15 protein-coding genes are annotated in these 16,243 nt (G+C 70.1%); 11 read left to right on the top strand and 4 right to left on the bottom strand.

Annotated features, from left to right (window positions below; genetic code table 11):
* Nucleotides 1–97: 97 nt before the first annotated feature.
* Nucleotides 98–517, top strand: coding sequence for an SSI family serine proteinase inhibitor (locus ABD798_RS21425; RefSeq protein WP_344877544.1), 420 nt, complete (start codon nt 98–100; stop codon nt 515–517).
* 40 nt (nt 518–557) lie between these two features.
* Nucleotides 558–686, top strand: coding sequence for a hypothetical protein (locus ABD798_RS21420; RefSeq protein ID WP_344877542.1), 129 nt, complete (start codon nt 558–560; stop codon nt 684–686).
* Nucleotides 687–942: 256 nt separating this feature from the next.
* On the opposite strand, the gene ABD798_RS21415 is transcribed toward ABD798_RS21420, so the two are convergent.
* On the bottom strand, nt 943–2,055 hold the full coding sequence (locus ABD798_RS21415; protein ID WP_344877540.1) for a hypothetical protein: 1,113 nt from the start codon (nt 2,053–2,055) through the stop codon (nt 943–945).
* A gap of 347 nt (nt 2,056–2,402) precedes the next feature.
* Between ABD798_RS21415 and ABD798_RS21410 the strand changes: the two genes are divergently transcribed.
* The gene (locus ABD798_RS21410; RefSeq protein ID WP_344877538.1) at nt 2,403–3,284 is read left to right on the top strand and encodes a trypsin-like serine peptidase; all 882 of its coding nucleotides are present in this window, start codon (nt 2,403–2,405) and stop codon (nt 3,282–3,284) included.
* A 59-nt stretch (nt 3,285–3,343) separates the two neighbouring features.
* Here ABD798_RS21410 and ABD798_RS21405 read toward each other — a convergent pair whose 3' ends face one another.
* On the bottom strand, nt 3,344–3,799 hold the full coding sequence (locus tag ABD798_RS21405) for a hypothetical protein (protein WP_344877536.1): 456 nt from the start codon (nt 3,797–3,799) through the stop codon (nt 3,344–3,346).
* 283 nt (nt 3,800–4,082) lie between these two features.
* Between ABD798_RS21405 and ABD798_RS21400 the strand changes: the two genes are divergently transcribed.
* The 3 genes from ABD798_RS21400 to ABD798_RS21390 are packed head-to-tail and all read left to right on the top strand — an operon-like array spanning nt 4,083 to nt 7,140.
* Nucleotides 4,083–5,063, top strand: a complete 981-nt coding sequence (locus tag ABD798_RS21400; RefSeq protein ID WP_344877534.1) for an efflux RND transporter periplasmic adaptor subunit — start codon at nt 4,083–4,085, stop codon at nt 5,061–5,063.
* Nucleotides 5,060–5,758 carry an ABC transporter ATP-binding protein gene (locus tag ABD798_RS21395; RefSeq protein WP_344877532.1) on the top strand — a complete coding sequence of 233 codons (699 nt, stop codon included), beginning with the start codon at nt 5,060–5,062 and terminating at the stop codon, nt 5,756–5,758. The genes ABD798_RS21400 and ABD798_RS21395 overlap by 4 nt, the downstream gene beginning before the upstream one ends.
* Nucleotides 5,759–5,763: 5 nt before the next feature.
* Nucleotides 5,764–7,140, top strand: a complete 1,377-nt coding sequence (locus ABD798_RS21390; protein WP_344878664.1) for an ABC transporter permease — start codon at nt 5,764–5,766, stop codon at nt 7,138–7,140.
* A gap of 77 nt (nt 7,141–7,217) precedes the next feature.
* Here ABD798_RS21390 and ABD798_RS21385 read toward each other — a convergent pair whose 3' ends face one another.
* Nucleotides 7,218–8,354 carry a nucleotide disphospho-sugar-binding domain-containing protein gene (locus tag ABD798_RS21385; RefSeq protein WP_344877530.1) on the bottom strand — a complete coding sequence of 379 codons (1,137 nt, stop codon included), beginning with the start codon at nt 8,352–8,354 and terminating at the stop codon, nt 7,218–7,220.
* A gap of 689 nt (nt 8,355–9,043) precedes the next feature.
* On the opposite strand from ABD798_RS21385, the gene ABD798_RS21380 reads away from it, so the two are divergent.
* The 4 genes from ABD798_RS21380 (at nt 9,044) to ABD798_RS21365 (ending at nt 11,795) form a co-directional block, all read left to right on the top strand.
* Nucleotides 9,044–9,193, top strand: coding sequence for a hypothetical protein (locus ABD798_RS21380; RefSeq protein ID WP_344877528.1), 150 nt, complete (start codon nt 9,044–9,046; stop codon nt 9,191–9,193).
* Between the two features lie 5 nt (nt 9,194–9,198).
* Nucleotides 9,199–9,828 carry a hypothetical protein gene (locus ABD798_RS21375; protein ID WP_344877526.1) on the top strand — a complete coding sequence of 210 codons (630 nt, stop codon included), beginning with the start codon at nt 9,199–9,201 and terminating at the stop codon, nt 9,826–9,828.
* 189 nt (nt 9,829–10,017) lie between these two features.
* The gene (locus ABD798_RS21370; RefSeq protein WP_344878661.1) at nt 10,018–10,962 is read left to right on the top strand and encodes an ABC transporter ATP-binding protein; all 945 of its coding nucleotides are present in this window, start codon (nt 10,018–10,020) and stop codon (nt 10,960–10,962) included.
* Nucleotides 10,959–11,795, top strand: coding sequence for an ABC transporter permease subunit (locus ABD798_RS21365; RefSeq protein WP_344877524.1), 837 nt, complete (start codon nt 10,959–10,961; stop codon nt 11,793–11,795). Before ABD798_RS21370 ends, ABD798_RS21365 begins: the two co-directional genes overlap by 4 nt.
* 151 nt (nt 11,796–11,946) lie before the next feature.
* Here the strand turns inward: ABD798_RS21365 and ABD798_RS21360 are convergent, their stop codons facing one another.
* Nucleotides 11,947–12,351 (bottom strand): hypothetical protein, encoded by a 405-nt coding sequence (locus tag ABD798_RS21360; RefSeq protein WP_344877522.1) that lies wholly within the window; start codon nt 12,349–12,351, stop codon nt 11,947–11,949.
* Between the two features lie 138 nt (nt 12,352–12,489).
* Here ABD798_RS21360 and ABD798_RS21355 point away from each other — a divergent pair, with 138 nt between their 5' ends.
* On the top strand, nt 12,490–16,203 hold the full coding sequence (locus tag ABD798_RS21355) for an ABC transporter ATP-binding protein (protein ID WP_344877520.1): 3,714 nt from the start codon (nt 12,490–12,492) through the stop codon (nt 16,201–16,203).
* Nucleotides 16,204–16,243 lie beyond the last annotated feature (40 nt).

Below are 16,243 nucleotides of genomic sequence, written 5' to 3'. Positions count from 1 at the left end.
GTGCGCTCCGCAACCGCCCCGGTCGAGTGACGCTCGATCCGGTCGCTACTCGGGAGTATCCGTCTTATGGGCGGCGATTGACGGTAAATCAATCACCATGCGAGCACTTCGTCTGTTGTCCTGCGTGGCCCTCTCCGGCGCCGCGCTCCTCGCTTCCGTCACGACCGCGTCGGCCACCACCGCCGCGCCGGTCGAGCTCGTCGCACCCTCGGCGCTGACGCTGACCGTCACCCACGACGGCATCACCTCCGAGGCCCCGAAGGTCGCGCTGCTGAGCTGCAACCCCGCCAGCGGCACGCACCCGAAGGCGGCTGACGCCTGCCGCGACCTGCAGCTCGCCCAGGGCGACTTCGCGAGGCTCAACCCCATCGGCCGCCGCGCGGCCTGCACCATGGAGTACGACCCCTTCGAGGTCACCGCGACCGGCACCTGGCGCGGCAAGCCCGTGACGCACAAGGCGACCTACTCCAACGGTTGCGTCATGGCCGCCTCGACCGGCGCCGTCTACCGCTTCTGAGTCCGACCGTCCCTAGGGCGTGTTTCTGGGGTCTCGTTCGATGAGGGTCGGGATCGAGGTCGTTCCTGGCAAGACGGCGGGAAGTCCGCGTACCGGTGTTGTACGTGGGCTTTCTGGCGGCGCCGCCAGGGGCGACCTCGGCCCGGCCATCGCGAACACGGGCCCCTGAAACACGCCCTCTGTCCCCGCTGTAAACGCAAAGGGAGCGAGATCCCCGCCCGGCGCCGCGTGCCGCACCCACCACGCGCCGTGGGAGGAGGAGTTCGCTCCCTTTCGCGCGTCCGGGGGCGGAAGTTGGTCGGGGCGCCCGGTGGTCCCGGGCGCCCCGCTCCTTCAGAAGAACATTCACAGCTGAGCTACTCATCCGTATTTCCTGTGGATCGCCTGAGAGAAGCCAGCCGCGAATGCCCGCTCGGAGGCCCCTGTCAGCCTCCGAGATGGGCTGCCAGCCCCTGCTGCGGGTCCCCGGCGTCATCGCCGAAGGCCCACACCTTGCCGGAGCCCGGCACCGCCGCCACCGCCATGAGCGACGTGTGCTGCGGCAGCCCAGCCTTCTCCTCCACCCACGCGGAACCGTTCCACCGCAACGCGATCGGCCCGGCGCTGGAGGTGTAGCCCACCGCGTGGGCGCCGCCCTTGCCGTCCGCCGTGGCGCCGTAGAGCAGGCCTTGCTTCGCCGGAACGGGCACGACGACGAACTTCGAGCCGTCCCAGCGCTGCACGTGCGGAGCGAGCGCGAACGGGTTGCCGCCCTCGGGGTCGACGAACCCGATCGCCCACACGTCCTTGCCGCTGACCACCACGCTGGTGAACTTGGCCTCGGGCGAGCCGGTCGGCGCGGCGGCCACCTCGGTCCACGCCTTGCCGTCCCAGCGCAGTACGAGCGGCCGCACTCCGGCGTCGGTGCCCGCGTAGCCGACTGCCCACGCCTCGGTCGCGCTGCGTGCGGTGACGGAACGCAGGCAGGCGAACTTGGCGTTGGCGGGCTTGGGCACCGAGACCGCGCTCCACGCCTTGCCGTTCCAGCGGTTGAGCAGCGGCACCCCGGCGGAGAAGTCACCGGTCTGCGCGCAGCCCGCCGCCCACGCGTCGTTCTCCGACAGCGCGGAGATCGAACTCAGCTCCGGGTAAGCGTCGGCGGGCAGCCCGGACGGCGTCGGCGAGGGCAGCTCCACCCACTTCGCGCCGTCCCAGCGCGCGGCGAGGCTCGCCTTCTCCGACTTCACGCCGACCGCGAGCGCGCTCTTCTCCCCCGTTGCGGCGACGGCGCTCAGCGAGAGCCCCTTCGGCGTGGGCGTGCGCTGCCAGCTCTTGCCGTCCCAACGCAGCGCGACCGTGCCCGCCCACATGTTGGTGAGGTGATAGCCGACCGCCCACCCCGAGTTCGCGGAGACCATCGAGGCGCCGGAGAGCGAGTAACCGGGCGAGAGCTTCGGCGTCGGCGTGGTGGTCCACCCCGGCGCCGCGGCGGCGCTGCCGAAACCGGTGAAAACGACCGCTGTCGCCAGCAGGGCGGCGGCCCGGAATCTGATCCTCATGTCGCAGAACCATCCTCGGACGCGACACACGCCCGATACAAAGCCACCACAAGCCGGAGCGGGCCACTCGCCGAGCGGGCGCTGACCAGCTCGTTTCACCCGTCGAAGCTGTAAGTAGGGCGCCGGGCCGACGAACGCACTGGTCCGATCGGGGGACACGGGTCGGCCACGTGGCGGCGCGAGAGCCCTTTCCCGCTCCTATTCAGTTTAAAACATAGGAAATACGGACGTCTGTCATCAGTGAATTGTTTGAGCGGCTCCCGTCGAATGGACGGTGGTTTTCGGCGACTTCGGCTTCCTACCGTGGGATTCCTCATGACCCTGCACATGAGCACAAAGGTGGTCCTATGAAGCTGAACAGGTTGTTCGTCGCACTCGGCGCCTCCGCCGCGGTCCTCGCGCTCGCCCCGGTCGGCCAGGCGGCGCCGAGCCCCGACGTGGTGGAGAGGTCCCAGGCGCCGACCGCCGAGGTCGACGCCTACTGGACGCCGGAGCGCATCGCCGAGGCGGTGGCCAACCCGATGCCGATGCCCACCCCGGACGGCGCCCCCGCCGCGCCGCAGGCCGGTGCGCGCGACCTGATCCAGAAGGTGCCCGGCCCCTACAGCTCCGAGAAGCTGCGCAGCATGGGCCGCCTGCTGTTCACCACCGGCGGGCGCAACTCCAGCTGCTCGGCCACCTCGGTCGAGGCCGCGAACAAGAACCTCGTGTGGACCGCCGCGCACTGCGTGCACTACGGCGGCGTCGCCGCGGAGAACATCACGTTCCTGCCCGGCTTCCTCAACAACGAGAAGCCCTACGGCACCTGGCCGGCCAAGAAGACCTTCATCCCGCAGGGCTGGATCTCCAGCTCCGGCAACGACTTCTCGCTGGACTACGCGGGCTTCTCGGTGGAGTCGCAGGGCGGCAAGTCGCTGACCGACACCGTCGGCGCCAAGGGCGTCGTCTTCGACGACAAGAAGAGCCAGAAGACCGACATGTACGGCTACCCGGCGGAGTCCCCGTACACCGGCCAGGAGATGTACACGTGCAGCGGCATCTCCGCGACGGTGCAGACCTTCGACGCGAAGATCGCCTGCAACGGCATCGGCGGCCAGAGCGGCGGCGCGTGGCTGAACTCCTCGGACAAGGTGTGGGCGGTCAACAGCCGCTCCGACCGGCGGACCGTCACCTACGGCACCCTGTTCGACTCGAAGGCCAAGCAGCTCTACGACCAGGCAGGCGCCTGATCACCTCACAGACGCGAACGCCCGGCCGATGTCCCGGCCGGGCGTTCGCACGTTCGAGCTCAGGCGTCGGCGAGCAGCCGGTTCACCACACGGGCCATGCCCTCGCGGACCTCGTCCGCGTCGGGGACCTCGATGTCGGTGATCTCCAGCTCGTCACCGTCCTCTTCGGACTCTTCCTCGTCGCCCTCTTCGGTGTCCTCTTCGGACTCTTCGGACTCGTCCGTCTCTTCGAACTCGTCTTCCTCGTCGTCCTCGTCCTCGTGCACCTCGCGCAGCTCCGCGATGTCGGCGAGGATGTCGGCCGGCTCCAGCGCGGGCAGCAGCGGCTCGACGGCGGCGAGGACGTCGTCCTCCTCGACCGCGACGGCCTCGGCCAGCGCGATGGCGTGGTCGCGCTCGTACGGCCCGCAGGTGAAGGAGTCCCACGCGTCGTCGAGGGACTGGAACACGACGACCCAGGGCAGGTCCTCGATTGGGGAGCCTTCCTCCGGCTCGCTGATGATCACGCCGCCCATGCTGGGTCCTCCTCGATCAGTGCCTCGTCAGGGCAATGTCTACCGCCCCTGCTCGGGGGCCCGACGGCGACCCCTGCTTGTTCACCCCGGCTTCGCGCGGACGTCACCGGTGGGCGGGTCCGGAATCGCGCGCCCGATGCTTTCCGGACGGCCCGGTTCGAGATCTTCGACGTGGTCCGAACCAAAGCAACCCCGCCCGAGCGAGAGGCGTCTGTGGGGTTACCGGTGCGAACCGGTCACAATCGAGTTGGGGATCTTGGTGCGGAAAAGAACAATTCTCCGGTTGAGCGGATTGGCCGTGGTCACGGCCGTGGCGACGACGGCGTGCGGCGGCCCGGAGAAACCGGAGGCCAACCCCGAGCTGGCACCGCGCGGGACGACCGTGACGACCGCGAAGGTGACCAGGCAGAGCCTCACCAACAAGGTCAGCCTCACCGGCAAGGTCGCGATGAACCCGGTGTTCGGCCTGACGACGCCGGTCAACGGCGAGATCCGCTACCTGGAGTTCGAGCCGCCCAAGGGCACCCCGACCAAGTCGACCAAGGTCGCCGAGGTCTACTCCGGCAAGCGCGTCGCGAGCACCATCAGCGTCCCGGCCAAGGCCACCTTCGCGGGCAGGCTCGTCGAGGACCGCGCCTCGGTCACCTCCGGCATGCCGGTGGTCTCCGCGCGCCACGCGGGCTACGGCATCGTCGCCGAGATCGAGGGCGACCAGGCGTACAAGATGTCCGGCGCGCTCAGCTCGGTCGAGGCCCAGATCACCAACGGCCCCGGCCCGTTCCCGTGCTCGGTGCTCGGCACCATCGCGGCGATGCCCGCCGGCAGCATCCCGGAGCCGGAGCCCAAGCCGGGCGAGGACCCCAAGACCCCGCCGAGCGGGACCAAGCCCGGCCCCGGCCAGGGCACGAAGCCCGGCGCGGGCGGCACCACGCCGTCGGAGCCGACCGGCCTGCGCCTGGTCTGCACCGCGCCCGGCGACGTGAAGATGATCAACGGGAGCGCGGCGACCATCGAGGTCGTCACCGACCGCTCCACCAACGCGCTGGTGCTGCCGGTCGAGGCCGTCGCGGGCACCTCCGGCCGCGGCAAGGTCGACGTGGTGGGTGCCGGTGGCGCCCGCAGGACCGTCGAGGTGGAGCTGGGGCTCACCGACGGCAAGGTCGTGGAGATCAAGTCCGGTCTCACCGGGGACGAGACGGTCGCCGTTCCCGGCCCGAACCTGCCGGGCGGCAAGGCGAGCGGCTCCTCCCCGGGGTCCCGATGAACCCGCTGATCCAGCTGACCGGGATCACCAAGACGCTCAAGGGCCAGGAGGAGCCCCGGCAGATCCTGGCCGGGGTGGACCTGACCGTGCTGCCCGGCGACAGCGTCGCGATCCTCGGCCGCTCCGGCTCCGGCAAGTCGACCCTGCTGAGCCTGCTCGGCCTCTTCGACCGCGCCGACGGCGGGCAGTACCTGTTGAACGGCAACGACATCACCACGCTGCCCGAGCGCAAGGCGGCCGTGCTGCGCAGCGCCGAGTTCGGTTTCGTCTTCCAGCGCTTCTTCCTGCTCAAGCACCTCACCGCCGCGCAGAACGTGGCGATGGCGCTGGTCAACGGCCAGGGCTGGCTGCCAGCGCGCAGGCGCAAGGCGAAGGTCATGGCGGCGCTGGAGAAGGTCGGCATCGCCCACCTCGCCAAGCACAAGCCGACCCGGCTCTCCGGTGGTGAGCAGCAGCGGGTCGCCATCGCGCGAGCACTGGTGCGCGAGCCCAAGGTGCTGCTGGCCGACGAGCCGACCGGCGCGCTGGACACCGAGACCGCCGAGCTGGTGATCGACGTGCTGCTCAGCGCCACCCGCACCGGCTGCGGGCTGATCCTGGTGACCCACGACCGGCAGCACGCCGACCGGATGGCGCGCGTGCTGCGGCTGACCGACGGCAGGCTCTCACCGGCCAACGAGAGGGTGTTCACGTGATCCGGATGTCCGGGAAGTTCCGGTCCTCCCTGATCATCGGCGGCCAGGGCATCCGCGCTCGCAAACTGCGCACCGTGCTGTCCATGATGAGCCTGTTCCTCGGCGTGCTCGCGGTGATCGCGGTGCAGGCGGGCGGGCAGGTCGCCGAGAAGGCGATGCTGGCCGACATCGAGCTCCAGCAAGGGATCGACGGCACCGAGACGCTCTCCCTGCCCTCGCACGAGAAGACCTCCTCGGTGGTCAGGGAAACTCTCGGGGGCCAGCCCGGGGTGTCGGTCTACGGCGGCGCCAAGGCCACGCTCGGCGAGCCGAACGTCACCCCGCTCAACCCCGGTGGCAACTCGCTGACCGGGCGCTACGGCAGCTACAGCGGTGGCAGCGGTCGCTACACGACGGTCTGCGACGCCAGCGGCATGTGCACCAGCAAGCCGGTCGAGGAGAAGCAGCCGCCGAAGGGCGCCGCGGTCGAGGTGCGGGTGACCTCGATGCTCGGCGATCTCCGCCAGTTCCGGCCGTTCCGGCTGGTTTCCGGGGAGTGGCTGGACTTCGGCTCCGCGCCGTCGATGTCGCCGCAGATCGTGCTCAACACCGGTGCGGCCGAGGCGTTGAAGAAGCACCAGATCCCGGCTGAGCTGCACATCGAGGGCGCGGCGAAGAACGCGACCCCGAGGGTCGTCGGCGTGGTCGACGACGGTCAGGGCGACTACTCGGCCACCGCGTACATGCGCGCCGACGAGCTGCAGAACTGGATGCCGGCCGAGGCCAAGAAGCCCGCGAGCGGCCCCGCGGCCTCCCCGATGGCCGCCATGTACGGCAACAGCAGCAGCGGCAGCCTCACCACGGCCTACTTCACCCCCGGCCCCACCACGGAGATCCTCAAGCAGACGCTGCGGGCACGACTCGCGGCCGCGGGCGCCGACGTGGACGGCATGCGCTCCACCACCGTGAACTCCAAGGGCCGCATGGCTTCCATGCTCAGCATCATGAAGATGATCTTCCTCGGCATGGCGTGCCTGGTGCTGCTGATCGGTGTCGCGGGCATCCTCAACGTCGGCCTCGCCACCGTCGGCGAACGGGTCGAGGAGTTCGCGCTGCGCCGGGCCGTCGGCACCTCGCGGATGCTGCTGACCTTCATCGTGCTGGCCGAGACACTGCTGACCGGTCTGCTCACCGCGATGGCCGCGATCGGTGCCGGAGTGCTCGGCTTCCAAGTGGCGACGGTGATGTTCAGCAGCAAGCTCCCCGCGATCGCCGACATGTCCTTCCCGTGGGACGCGGGCGTCGCAGGAGTGATCGCCGGCCTGGCGGCGGGACTGCTCGGCGGCCTCATCCCCGCGATGCGAGCCGCGCGCATCCCCATCTCCACCGTCATGCGCGCCTGAACCTACCCAGCCATCTTTGTACCCAATGTGGCATCTGTTACGTCTGACGCAACAAATGCCACATTGGGTACGAACCCTCAGCCCACGAGGGCGGTCAGCTGGCGCACGACGTCCACGGGCAGCGGTCGGGCCGCGTTCTCGTCACGAACACGCTCGCAGGCCGCGCGAATTTCCTTGTCTTCCAACAGCTTCGTGAGATGCGAGGCGTTGACTGCTGACTCCTCGACCCACATGCCGATGCCTGCCTTGCGCACCATCGCCGCGTTGTCGAACTGGTCGGCGCCGTGCGGGAGCAGCAGCTGCGGCACTCCACGGGTCAGCGCGGTGAACGTGCTGCCCGAGCCGCCGTGGTGCACGACCGCGTCGCAGTTCTCCAGCAGCGCGTTGAGCGGGATCCACTCCGCGAGCCGGACGTTGTCGGGCAGCTCGCCGAGTTCAGAAACGTCGCTTCCGCCGAGAGCGAACACGAACTCCGCGTCCATTTCCCTTGCCGCGTCGACGATCTGGGTGAGCGCGCCGACGCCGGACAGCTTGGTGACGACCGTGCCGAGGGTGACGCACACGCGCGGGCGCTCCCGCTTGGCGAGCAGCCAGTCCGGCAGCTTCCCGCCCGCGTTGTAGGCGACGTAGCGCATCGGCCAGCCGATCTGCGTGGTTCCGAGGCTCTCCGTGGCGATGTCGATGATCGCTGCGGGTTCGGTGGGCCTGGTGACGCCGTGCCGGTCGTAGGCGTCGGTGTGCTTGGCGTAGAGCGCCACTTCCTGGGTGCCGCGCGCGGCACCGAAGTTGTGCTGCACGGCGGGGATGCCGAGCTTGGCGGCGACGAACGGCCCCGCCGAGTCCATCTGCTCGAAGACCACCAGGTCCGGCCGCCACCCCTGCGCCGCCTCAAGCATGCCTTCACTCAGCTGGTCACCAAGCGCCGCGAAGCGCTCCGCGACCAGTTCGGCCGCCTTGGCCGGGTCCGTCTGGAACAGCTCGCGCAGCTGCCCCCAGTCCACGCTGCTGTCCTTCGAAGACTCCTGGAAGAACTTGTACACGTCCAGCCCCGGCGCCGCGTCCACCACCGCGAGCCCCGCCCGCGCCGACTGCTCCACCCCGTCAGCCGTGGTGGCCACCAGCACCTCGTGCCCCGCCGCCCGCAACGCCCACGCCAGCGGAATCATCGGGAACAGGTGCCCCAACCCCGGCGACGACGAAACCAAAACCCGCACGACTTCCTCCCTCAGTTGGACACCTCCCATCCACCCACAAACCAAGACTCTCAGCAACAAAGATATTCAAACCCCGACCTATCCCCCAAACACCCCACACAGCCAGAGAACACAGCGAGCACGAGCGAGCGAGCCCGCCGCACCCAAGCCGGACAAAACACACCCGAGCCGGACAAGCCGCACCCAAGCCGGGCAGAACACACCCGAGCTGGACAACACACGACCGAGCCGGGCAGAACACAACCGAGCTGGATCAGGAGGCCACCGCACCGTGGGGGGCTTGGGGGGTTCGACCCCCCAAAGGCGTGGACGACGACCCGGCGAAGGCGCGAAGCACCGAGCACACGCGGGCTGAGGAGGCGGCCTGCTCGACCAGCCTGGGGGTTACCGGGAGCAGGCCGCCGGTGGCGAGTTTACTCGGTGTCCACCTGCGTGGTCGCAACGCCTCGGACACTTTTGATCAGGGGTACCCGTGCGGACCCCTGTGGCGGGGGCCGATTGGGGCAACAGGGTGATTTTGCGGGGACTGGCCTGTACGCGTGGCCGCTCGCCGCCGATGTCTTGCCAGTGACCGAGCCGGGGTGTCCGAACGTGGTGGTTCGGCCGGTGCCGCGCGATGATCCGGGTCCGCCGTGAACGACCAGCGTTGGTGGGTGGATTGCGGGGATCCCTTCGGCAGGGACCGTTCGGTGACCGTGCTCGTCGAGGAGGACCTGGTGCTGGTGGTCGCTCCTCCTGGCGGGACCGCGGTTCTTTCCGCGCAGCAGACGCATCGATTGCACCGGACGCTCGGGACCGCCAGTGATGCCGCGGCCGAGTCCGGGGACCCGAGAGGATGACGCCGATGGAAGACCCGATGCGCCAAGCGGTGCTGATGCGGCTGGCCATGCTGGACCAGGCCGCCGAGAGCGGGGACGCCTCCGCGTTGCTGCCGCTTGCGCGTACCGAGCTCCAGCGGCTCGCGGAGGGGTGGCGGTTGTTGTTGACCGTGCACCAGCGGGATCAGGACGGCCGGTGCCGCGCGTGTCCTTCGGGTTTGCGCAGGCGTCGGTGGCCTTGTCAGGTGTGGCTGATGGCGCACCGGCATCTGATCGGCGACGGGACGACGCACCGGGAGCGGCGGGCTTCGGTCCGCAACCCGTTCACGCGCCGGTTGCGCGCGGTGGGCGGGATCAGCGATGTCGATGTGATCAGTGAGCAGGATCCGAGGGAGTCGAGCGGCGTGGGTGAGGTCGAGTTGATCGGTGTGGTCAGGGACATGCGTCCGGCGGATTCCGTGCGCGCCGAGGAGGACTTCCGCGCGGTGGAGACCGTGGCCGCGGTCGAGGTGACCGGCCCGATCCCGGTGATCCCGGCGGAGACGCCCGCGGAGACCACCACCGAGATCCCGGTGATCCCCGCCGATCCTTCCGCTCTTGTTCCGGACTCCCTGAGCTCCTTGGACTCCAAGCCCAAGCACGCCCTCAACGACTAGCTCTCCGCCCGCCGTCCTTTCGCGTTCTGGCGACGCGACGCGACCGGGGAGCGCTCTTCCTCGCGATGAGTTGCCACAACGTGAAGGATGGGGCGGCGGGTTCGGGGCCTCCGCTGTCCGAATGGGGCAGGATGGCCGGGTCGCCCGGTTCACGAGGCCGGGTCGCGAGGAGCTCACGTGGAGGGACGCGTGCACGACGGCACTGGCCGGATCGTGGTGCAGGACCTGACCAAGCGGTTCGGGCCGGTCACCGCGGTGCAAAACCTCAGCTTCACCGTCGAACCGGGGTCGGTGACCGGGTTCCTGGGGCCGAACGGGGCTGGCAAGACCACCACGCTGCGCATGCTGCTCGGCCTGGTCCGGCCGTCCTCGGGCGGCACCACGATCAACGGTCTTCCGTTCGACCGGCTGGGCAATCCGGCGACGGTGGTCGGCGCGGTGCTGGAGGCGCAGAGCTTCCACCCGACCCGTTCCGCCCGCGCGCACCTGCGCTGCTACGCGGCGGCGGCCGGGCTGCCGGACGAGCGGGTGGAGCAGGTGCTGACGCTGGTGGGCCTCACGACGGCGGCGAACCGGCGGGCCGGGGAGTTCTCGCTGGGCATGCGGCAGCGGCTCGCGCTGGGCACCGCGCTGCTCGGCGACCCGCAGGTGCTCGTGCTCGACGAGCCCTCGAACGGGCTGGACCCCGAGGGCATCGCCTGGCTGCGGACGTTCATGCGCTCCTTCGCGCGCGGCGGGCGCACGGTGCTGGTCTCCAGCCACCTGCTGGCCGAGGTGGAGCAGACCGTGGACCAGGTCGTGATCATCAGCGGCGGCCAGACCCGCTACCAGGGGCCGCTGGAGGACCTGCGCAGGTCCCAGCGCAGCCGCGTGCTGGTGCAGCCCGCCGACGCGCACGCGCTGGTCGCGGCGCTGGCCGAGGCCGGGCTGACCGACGTGGAGACGCTGGAGGACGGCAGGCTGGGCGTGACCGGTTCGCACACCAAGCAGGTCGCCGACATCGCGCTGGCCGCGGGCGTGGCCATCTACGGCATGCAGGAGGAGCAGGCCGACCTGGAGCGGATGTTCCTCCAGTTGACCAGCGGTGAGCCGGGCCAGGGCCAAGCGGGCGGATTCGGGGGCGGTGCGGCGTGAACGGCCTGGTGAAGGCGGAGTTCCGCAAGATCTTCTCCACCAACATGTGGTGGGGTCTGCTCATCCCCGGCGCGTTGATCACGCTGGGCTTCGCCGCGGGCGGGGCGTGGATCGGCTCGCTCGGCGCGCAGGTCCGCGACATCGACGAGCAGGTCCCGCTGGCGCTGCCGCTGTTCGCGAGCGGGATGACCTTCGGCACCCTGTTCTCCGCGCTGGTCGGCGTGATCGGGGTGACCGGCGAGTACCGGCACCGCACCATCACCACCACCTACCTCACCGCGGGTTCGCGCGATTCCGTGCTGGTGGCCAAGCTCGTCGCCTACGCGGGCCTTGGCGCGATCTACGGCGTCGCCTCCGCCCTGTTCGGCTCGCTCGGGGCGATCCTCGGCTCCGGCGGCGAGGGCTTCCCGAGCGCGGTGTCGTGGCTGGCGATCTGCGCCGTCGGCGTGGTCTCGTCGGTGCTGTGGGCGGTGTTCGGGGTGGGTCTCGGCGCGCTCGTCGGCAACCAGCTCGGCGCGGTGCTCGGCCTGCTGCTCTACACGCAGGTGGTCGAGGGCGTGCTCGCCGGGATCCTGCGGAGCAACGGGGCCGAGGAGGTCCCGCCGTTCCTGCCCTACACCGCGGGCAACGACATGACCATGGACCTCGCGCTGAACCTGTTCTTCGGCGACCTGCCGGAGCGGCTGACCAACTCCCCGCTGGTGGCGCCGCTGAGGCAGGGGCTGACCGAGGCCGCGCCGATCTGGTGGGCGAGCGCGCTGATCTTCCTGGGCTACGCGGTCCTGATGGTGGTGGCCGGTTCGGTCGCGGGCAAGCAGCGCGACATCACCTGAGCCCGGACCGCACTCCGACCACCGCACTCCGATCACTGCGAACGGCCCGTTCGACGCGTTGAACGCACTGAACGACCCGTTGAGGGCGTTGAACGCACTGAACGGGTCGTTCAGTGCGTTGAGCGCACCAAATTAGCCGTTCGCGGTGGGGTCAGCCCTCGTTGAAGGCGAAGCGCAGGCAGGAGCCGTGCACGTAGCCGGTCAGCTTCTGCTTCTTGTACGTGTACCTGACCGTGAACCAGGTGTTGCTCTTGTAGTTGTCCTTGGCGCAGCCGACCACGTTGGGGCCCGACGTGTACTGCACGCAGAACTTCCCCTGGTAGGAGTACCCGAAGACGACGTCGAACCGGTGTCCCTTGGAGTAGCTGGTCACCGCGCTCGCGGAGTTCGGCGACTTCCGCACGTTGACCTCGTCGCCGGTGGCGTAGGCCCAGGCGTAGTGCTTGGGCTTGTCGCACGTGACGGCTGCCGACGCGGGCGCGGCGGTCAGCACGGAAACCCCGGACACGCTCAGCGCCGCCGCGACGACGGCCGCGACGCGAATCATCGATCTCACTTGCGTTCCTGCCCTTCACCGGGAACAAAGCGGGAAAGGGTTAGCACGCACCACATCCGGGCACTAGGCGGCTCATCTTTTCTTCGTGTCCGACCCGCTGTCCCGGACACTGTCAGGGGTCGGATCTAGCCTGGTGACGTGTCCAAGACCCCCGGTTGGATCCGTCGTCTCAGCGCAGCGAGCTGGCGGCACCGCCGCATCGTGCTCGCCTCGTTCGGCGCGTCCGCGCTCGGCGTCGGCCTCCAGGCGGCGGTCCCGCTGCTGACCAGAACGGCCGTCGACGACGCGGTCGCCGGCCACACCGACAACCTCGGCTGGCTGGTCGGCCTGCTCGTCGGGCTGGCGGTGCTGGCCTTCGGCAGCGCGTTCGTCCGCCGCTACCAGGGCGGCAGGCTCGCGCTCAACGTCCAGCACGACATGCGGCGCGAGGTCTTCGCGTCGGTGCAGCGGCTGGACGGCGGCAGCCAGGACTCGATGCGCACCGGGCAGATCGTGTCGCGGGCGATCACCGACCTCCAGCTGGTGCAGTCGGTGCTGATGATGTTGCCGCTGGTGACCGGGCAGCTGGTGTTCGCGGTGGTGGCGCTCGGCGCGATGCTCTGGCTCTCCCCGTTGCTGACGGCGGTCGCGCTCGTGGTGCTGCCCGCCGTGGTGATCGTCGGGGTGCGCACCCGCACGGTGCTGTTCCCGGCGACGTGGTCGGCACAACAGCGCGCTGCCGACATCGCCCAGCACGTCGAGGAGACCGTCACCGGCGTGCGCGTGGTCAAGGGCTTCGGCCAGGAGGCGCGCGAGGTCGCGAACCTGGAGGCGGCGGCCAAGCGCCTGTTCGCGGAGCGGATGCGCGCGGCCCGGCTGACCGCGCCACCGACCGCGCTGATGGCCGCGCTGCCCGTGCTCGGCCAGGTCGCCGTGCTCGGGCTCGGCGGTGTGCTGGCGATGAACGGCCAGATCAGCCTGGGCACGTTCTTGGCGTTCGCCACCTACATCGCCGCGCTGGTCGGGCCGGCCCGTCTGCTGGCCAGCCTGCTGGTGACCGCCCAGCTCGCGCGGGCGGGCGTGGAGCGCGTGTACGAGCTGATCGACTCGCAGCCGGAAGTGCGCGAGACACCCGACGCCGTCGACGTTCCGGACGGGCCGCTCGCGGTGGAGCTGGAGGAGGTGCGGTTCGGCTACACGCGCAGCGAACCGGTGCTGGACGGGGTGTCACTGCGCGTGGAGCCGGGCGAGACGCTCGCGCTCGTCGGCACCGCTGGCTCCGGGAAGTCGACGGTTTCCCTTCTGCTGCCAAGGTTCTACGACGTCCAGGACGGCTCGATCCGGCTCGGCGGCACCGATGTGCGGCAGCTGCGGACGGCCTCGTTGCGCGGAGCCATCGGTGTGGTCTTCGAGGAGGCTTTCCTCTTCTCCGACTCGGTGCGCGCGAACATCGCCTACGGCAGGCCGGACGCCACGGACGACGAGGTGCGCTCCGCCGCGAAGGCCGCCGAGGCGCACGACTTCATCGCCGCGCTGCCCGACGGCTACGACACCGTGGTCGGCGAGCGCGGGCTCACTCTTTCAGGTGGTCAACGACAGCGCGTCGCCCTGGCGCGGGCGCTGCTGTCCGATCCGAGGGTGCTGCTGCTCGACGACGCGACCTCGGCGGTGGACGCGACGACCGAGGCGGCGATCCACGCGACGCTGCGCGCGGTCACCGAGTCCCGAACGACCGTGCTGATCGCGCACCGCCGCTCGACGCTCGCGCTGGCCGACCGGATCGCGGTGCTCGACCAGGGGCGGGTGGTCGACGTCGGCACGCGCGCGGAGCTGGACGAGCGGTGCGCACTGTTCCGCTCGCTGCTCGCCGGTCCCGGCGACGCGATCGAGGACATCACCGATCCGATCACGACCGACTCCCCCGGCGAAGACGGTGTCACCGCCGCGTTGTGGCCGGTCGTGGGAGCAGAAAACACGGCGAACAGATCGTTCGCAGAAGACATCCACGGTGCCGGTGGTGGCACTGACGCGGGCGAGGCCGGGAGTTTGCCCGCAACGCCTGAGCTGCTCGCGCAGGTCGAGGCGCTGCGACCGGCAACAGACGCACCGAGGCTGGGCGACACCGACGCACGCGCCCCCGACCCCGGCTTCCGGCTCCGCCGCGTTCTACGAGTGGTGCGGTGGCCGTTGGCGCTCGCAACCCTCGGAGTGGCGATCGACGCGCTGTCCTCGATCGCTCTACCAACACTGTTCCGCTACGGCATCGACAACGGCGTCACCGCGAGCGCGGGCGGACCGCTGTGGACCGCGACAGTGGTCGGAGTCGCGCTCGTCGTTGTGGCCGCGCTGGTGCTCGCCGCGCAGACCGTGGTCACCGCGCGCACCGGGGAGACGGTGCTCTACCTGCTCCGGGTGCGCAGTTTCGCCCACCTGCAACGACTCGGGCTCGACTACTACGAGCGCGAGCTGGCCGGGCGGATCATGACCAGGATGACCACCGACGTCGACGCGTTGTCGACGTTCCTGCAGACCGGGCTCGCCACGGCCGTGGTCAGCGTGTTCACGGTCGTGGGCATCTCGGCGGCGCTGATCCTCACCGATCCCGGGCTCGCCCTGGTCGCGCTCGCCGCGCTGCCGGTGCTCCTCGTGGCCACACTCGTCTTCCGCAAGCTCTCTTCGGCCGCGTACGCCGAGGCCAGAGAGCGCGTCAGCGCCGTCAACGCCGATCTCCAGGAGAACGTCTCCGGACTGCGCGTCTCCCAGGCCTACACGCGCGAGGAACGCTCGGCCGAGGCGTTCGCGGAGCGCAGCGACGCTTACCGGCGCTCCCGCCTGCGGGCGCAGCGCTACATCGCGACCTACTTCCCGTTCGTCACGATGCTGTCCGACCTGGTGCAGGCGGCGGTGCTCGCGGTGGGCGCGCACCGGGTCGCCACCGACGGGCTCACGCCGGGCGTCCTGCTCGCCTTCCTGCTGTACCTGACGTTGTTCTTCTCGCCGATCCAGCAGTTGTCCAGCGTCTTCGACGGCTACCAGCAGGCCAAGATCGGCTTGCAGCGCATCGGCGAACTGCTGCGCACCCCGACCTCCGTGCCACCCGCCGCGCACCCCCGCGAGGTGCCACCACGGCTGCGCGGGGAGGTCGAGCTGCGCGATGTCGGCTTCACCTACGCGGGGACGGAAACGCCCGCGCTGTCCGGAATCTCGCTGCGCGTCAGCCCTGGGGAGACGGTCGCCCTGGTCGGCACGACGGGCGCGGGCAAGTCGACGCTGGTCAAGCTGATCGCGCGGTTCTACGACGCCACCGAGGGCGCGGTTCTGGTGGACGGCGTCGACGTGCGCGAGTACGACCTGCCCAGCTACCGGAGCAGGCTCGGCGTGGTGCCTCAGGAGGCGCACCTGTTCACGGGCACCATCGCGGACAACGTCGGCTACGGCCGCCCGAACGCTGGGCCGGCCGCGGTCGAGGCGGCGGTGCGGCGGGTCGGTGCGATTCCGGTCGTCGCACGGCTGCGGCACGGCTTCCACCAAGAGGTCGGCGAACGCGGCCAGGGGCTCTCCGCCGGGCAGCGTCAGCTCGTTGCGCTGGCGCGGGCCGAACTGGTCGACCCCGACGTGGTGCTGCTCGACGAGGCAACGGCCGCTTTGGACCCTGCGACGGAGTCCGCCGTTGTGGCCGCGACCGAAGACCTGGCGTCCTCCCGTCGAACGACCTTCGTCGTCGCGCACAGGTTGGCGACCGCCGCGCGGGCGGATCGAGTCGTGGTGCTCGCGAACGGTCGGGTGGTCGAGGTCGGCACGCACGCGGAGCTGCTCCGCGCCGATGGGGCATATGCCCGTCTGTGGAAGGCGGGCGAAGCCGGCAGGGCTTGAGGAAGCCTTGAGGCTCCTACACTTCGGAATCGATCAGGTA

The organism is Allokutzneria multivorans, from assembly GCF_039537405.1.
Lineage (GTDB): Bacteria > Actinomycetota > Actinomycetes > Mycobacteriales > Pseudonocardiaceae > Allokutzneria > Allokutzneria multivorans.
This window is presented reverse-complemented; position numbering and strand designations above follow the sequence as displayed.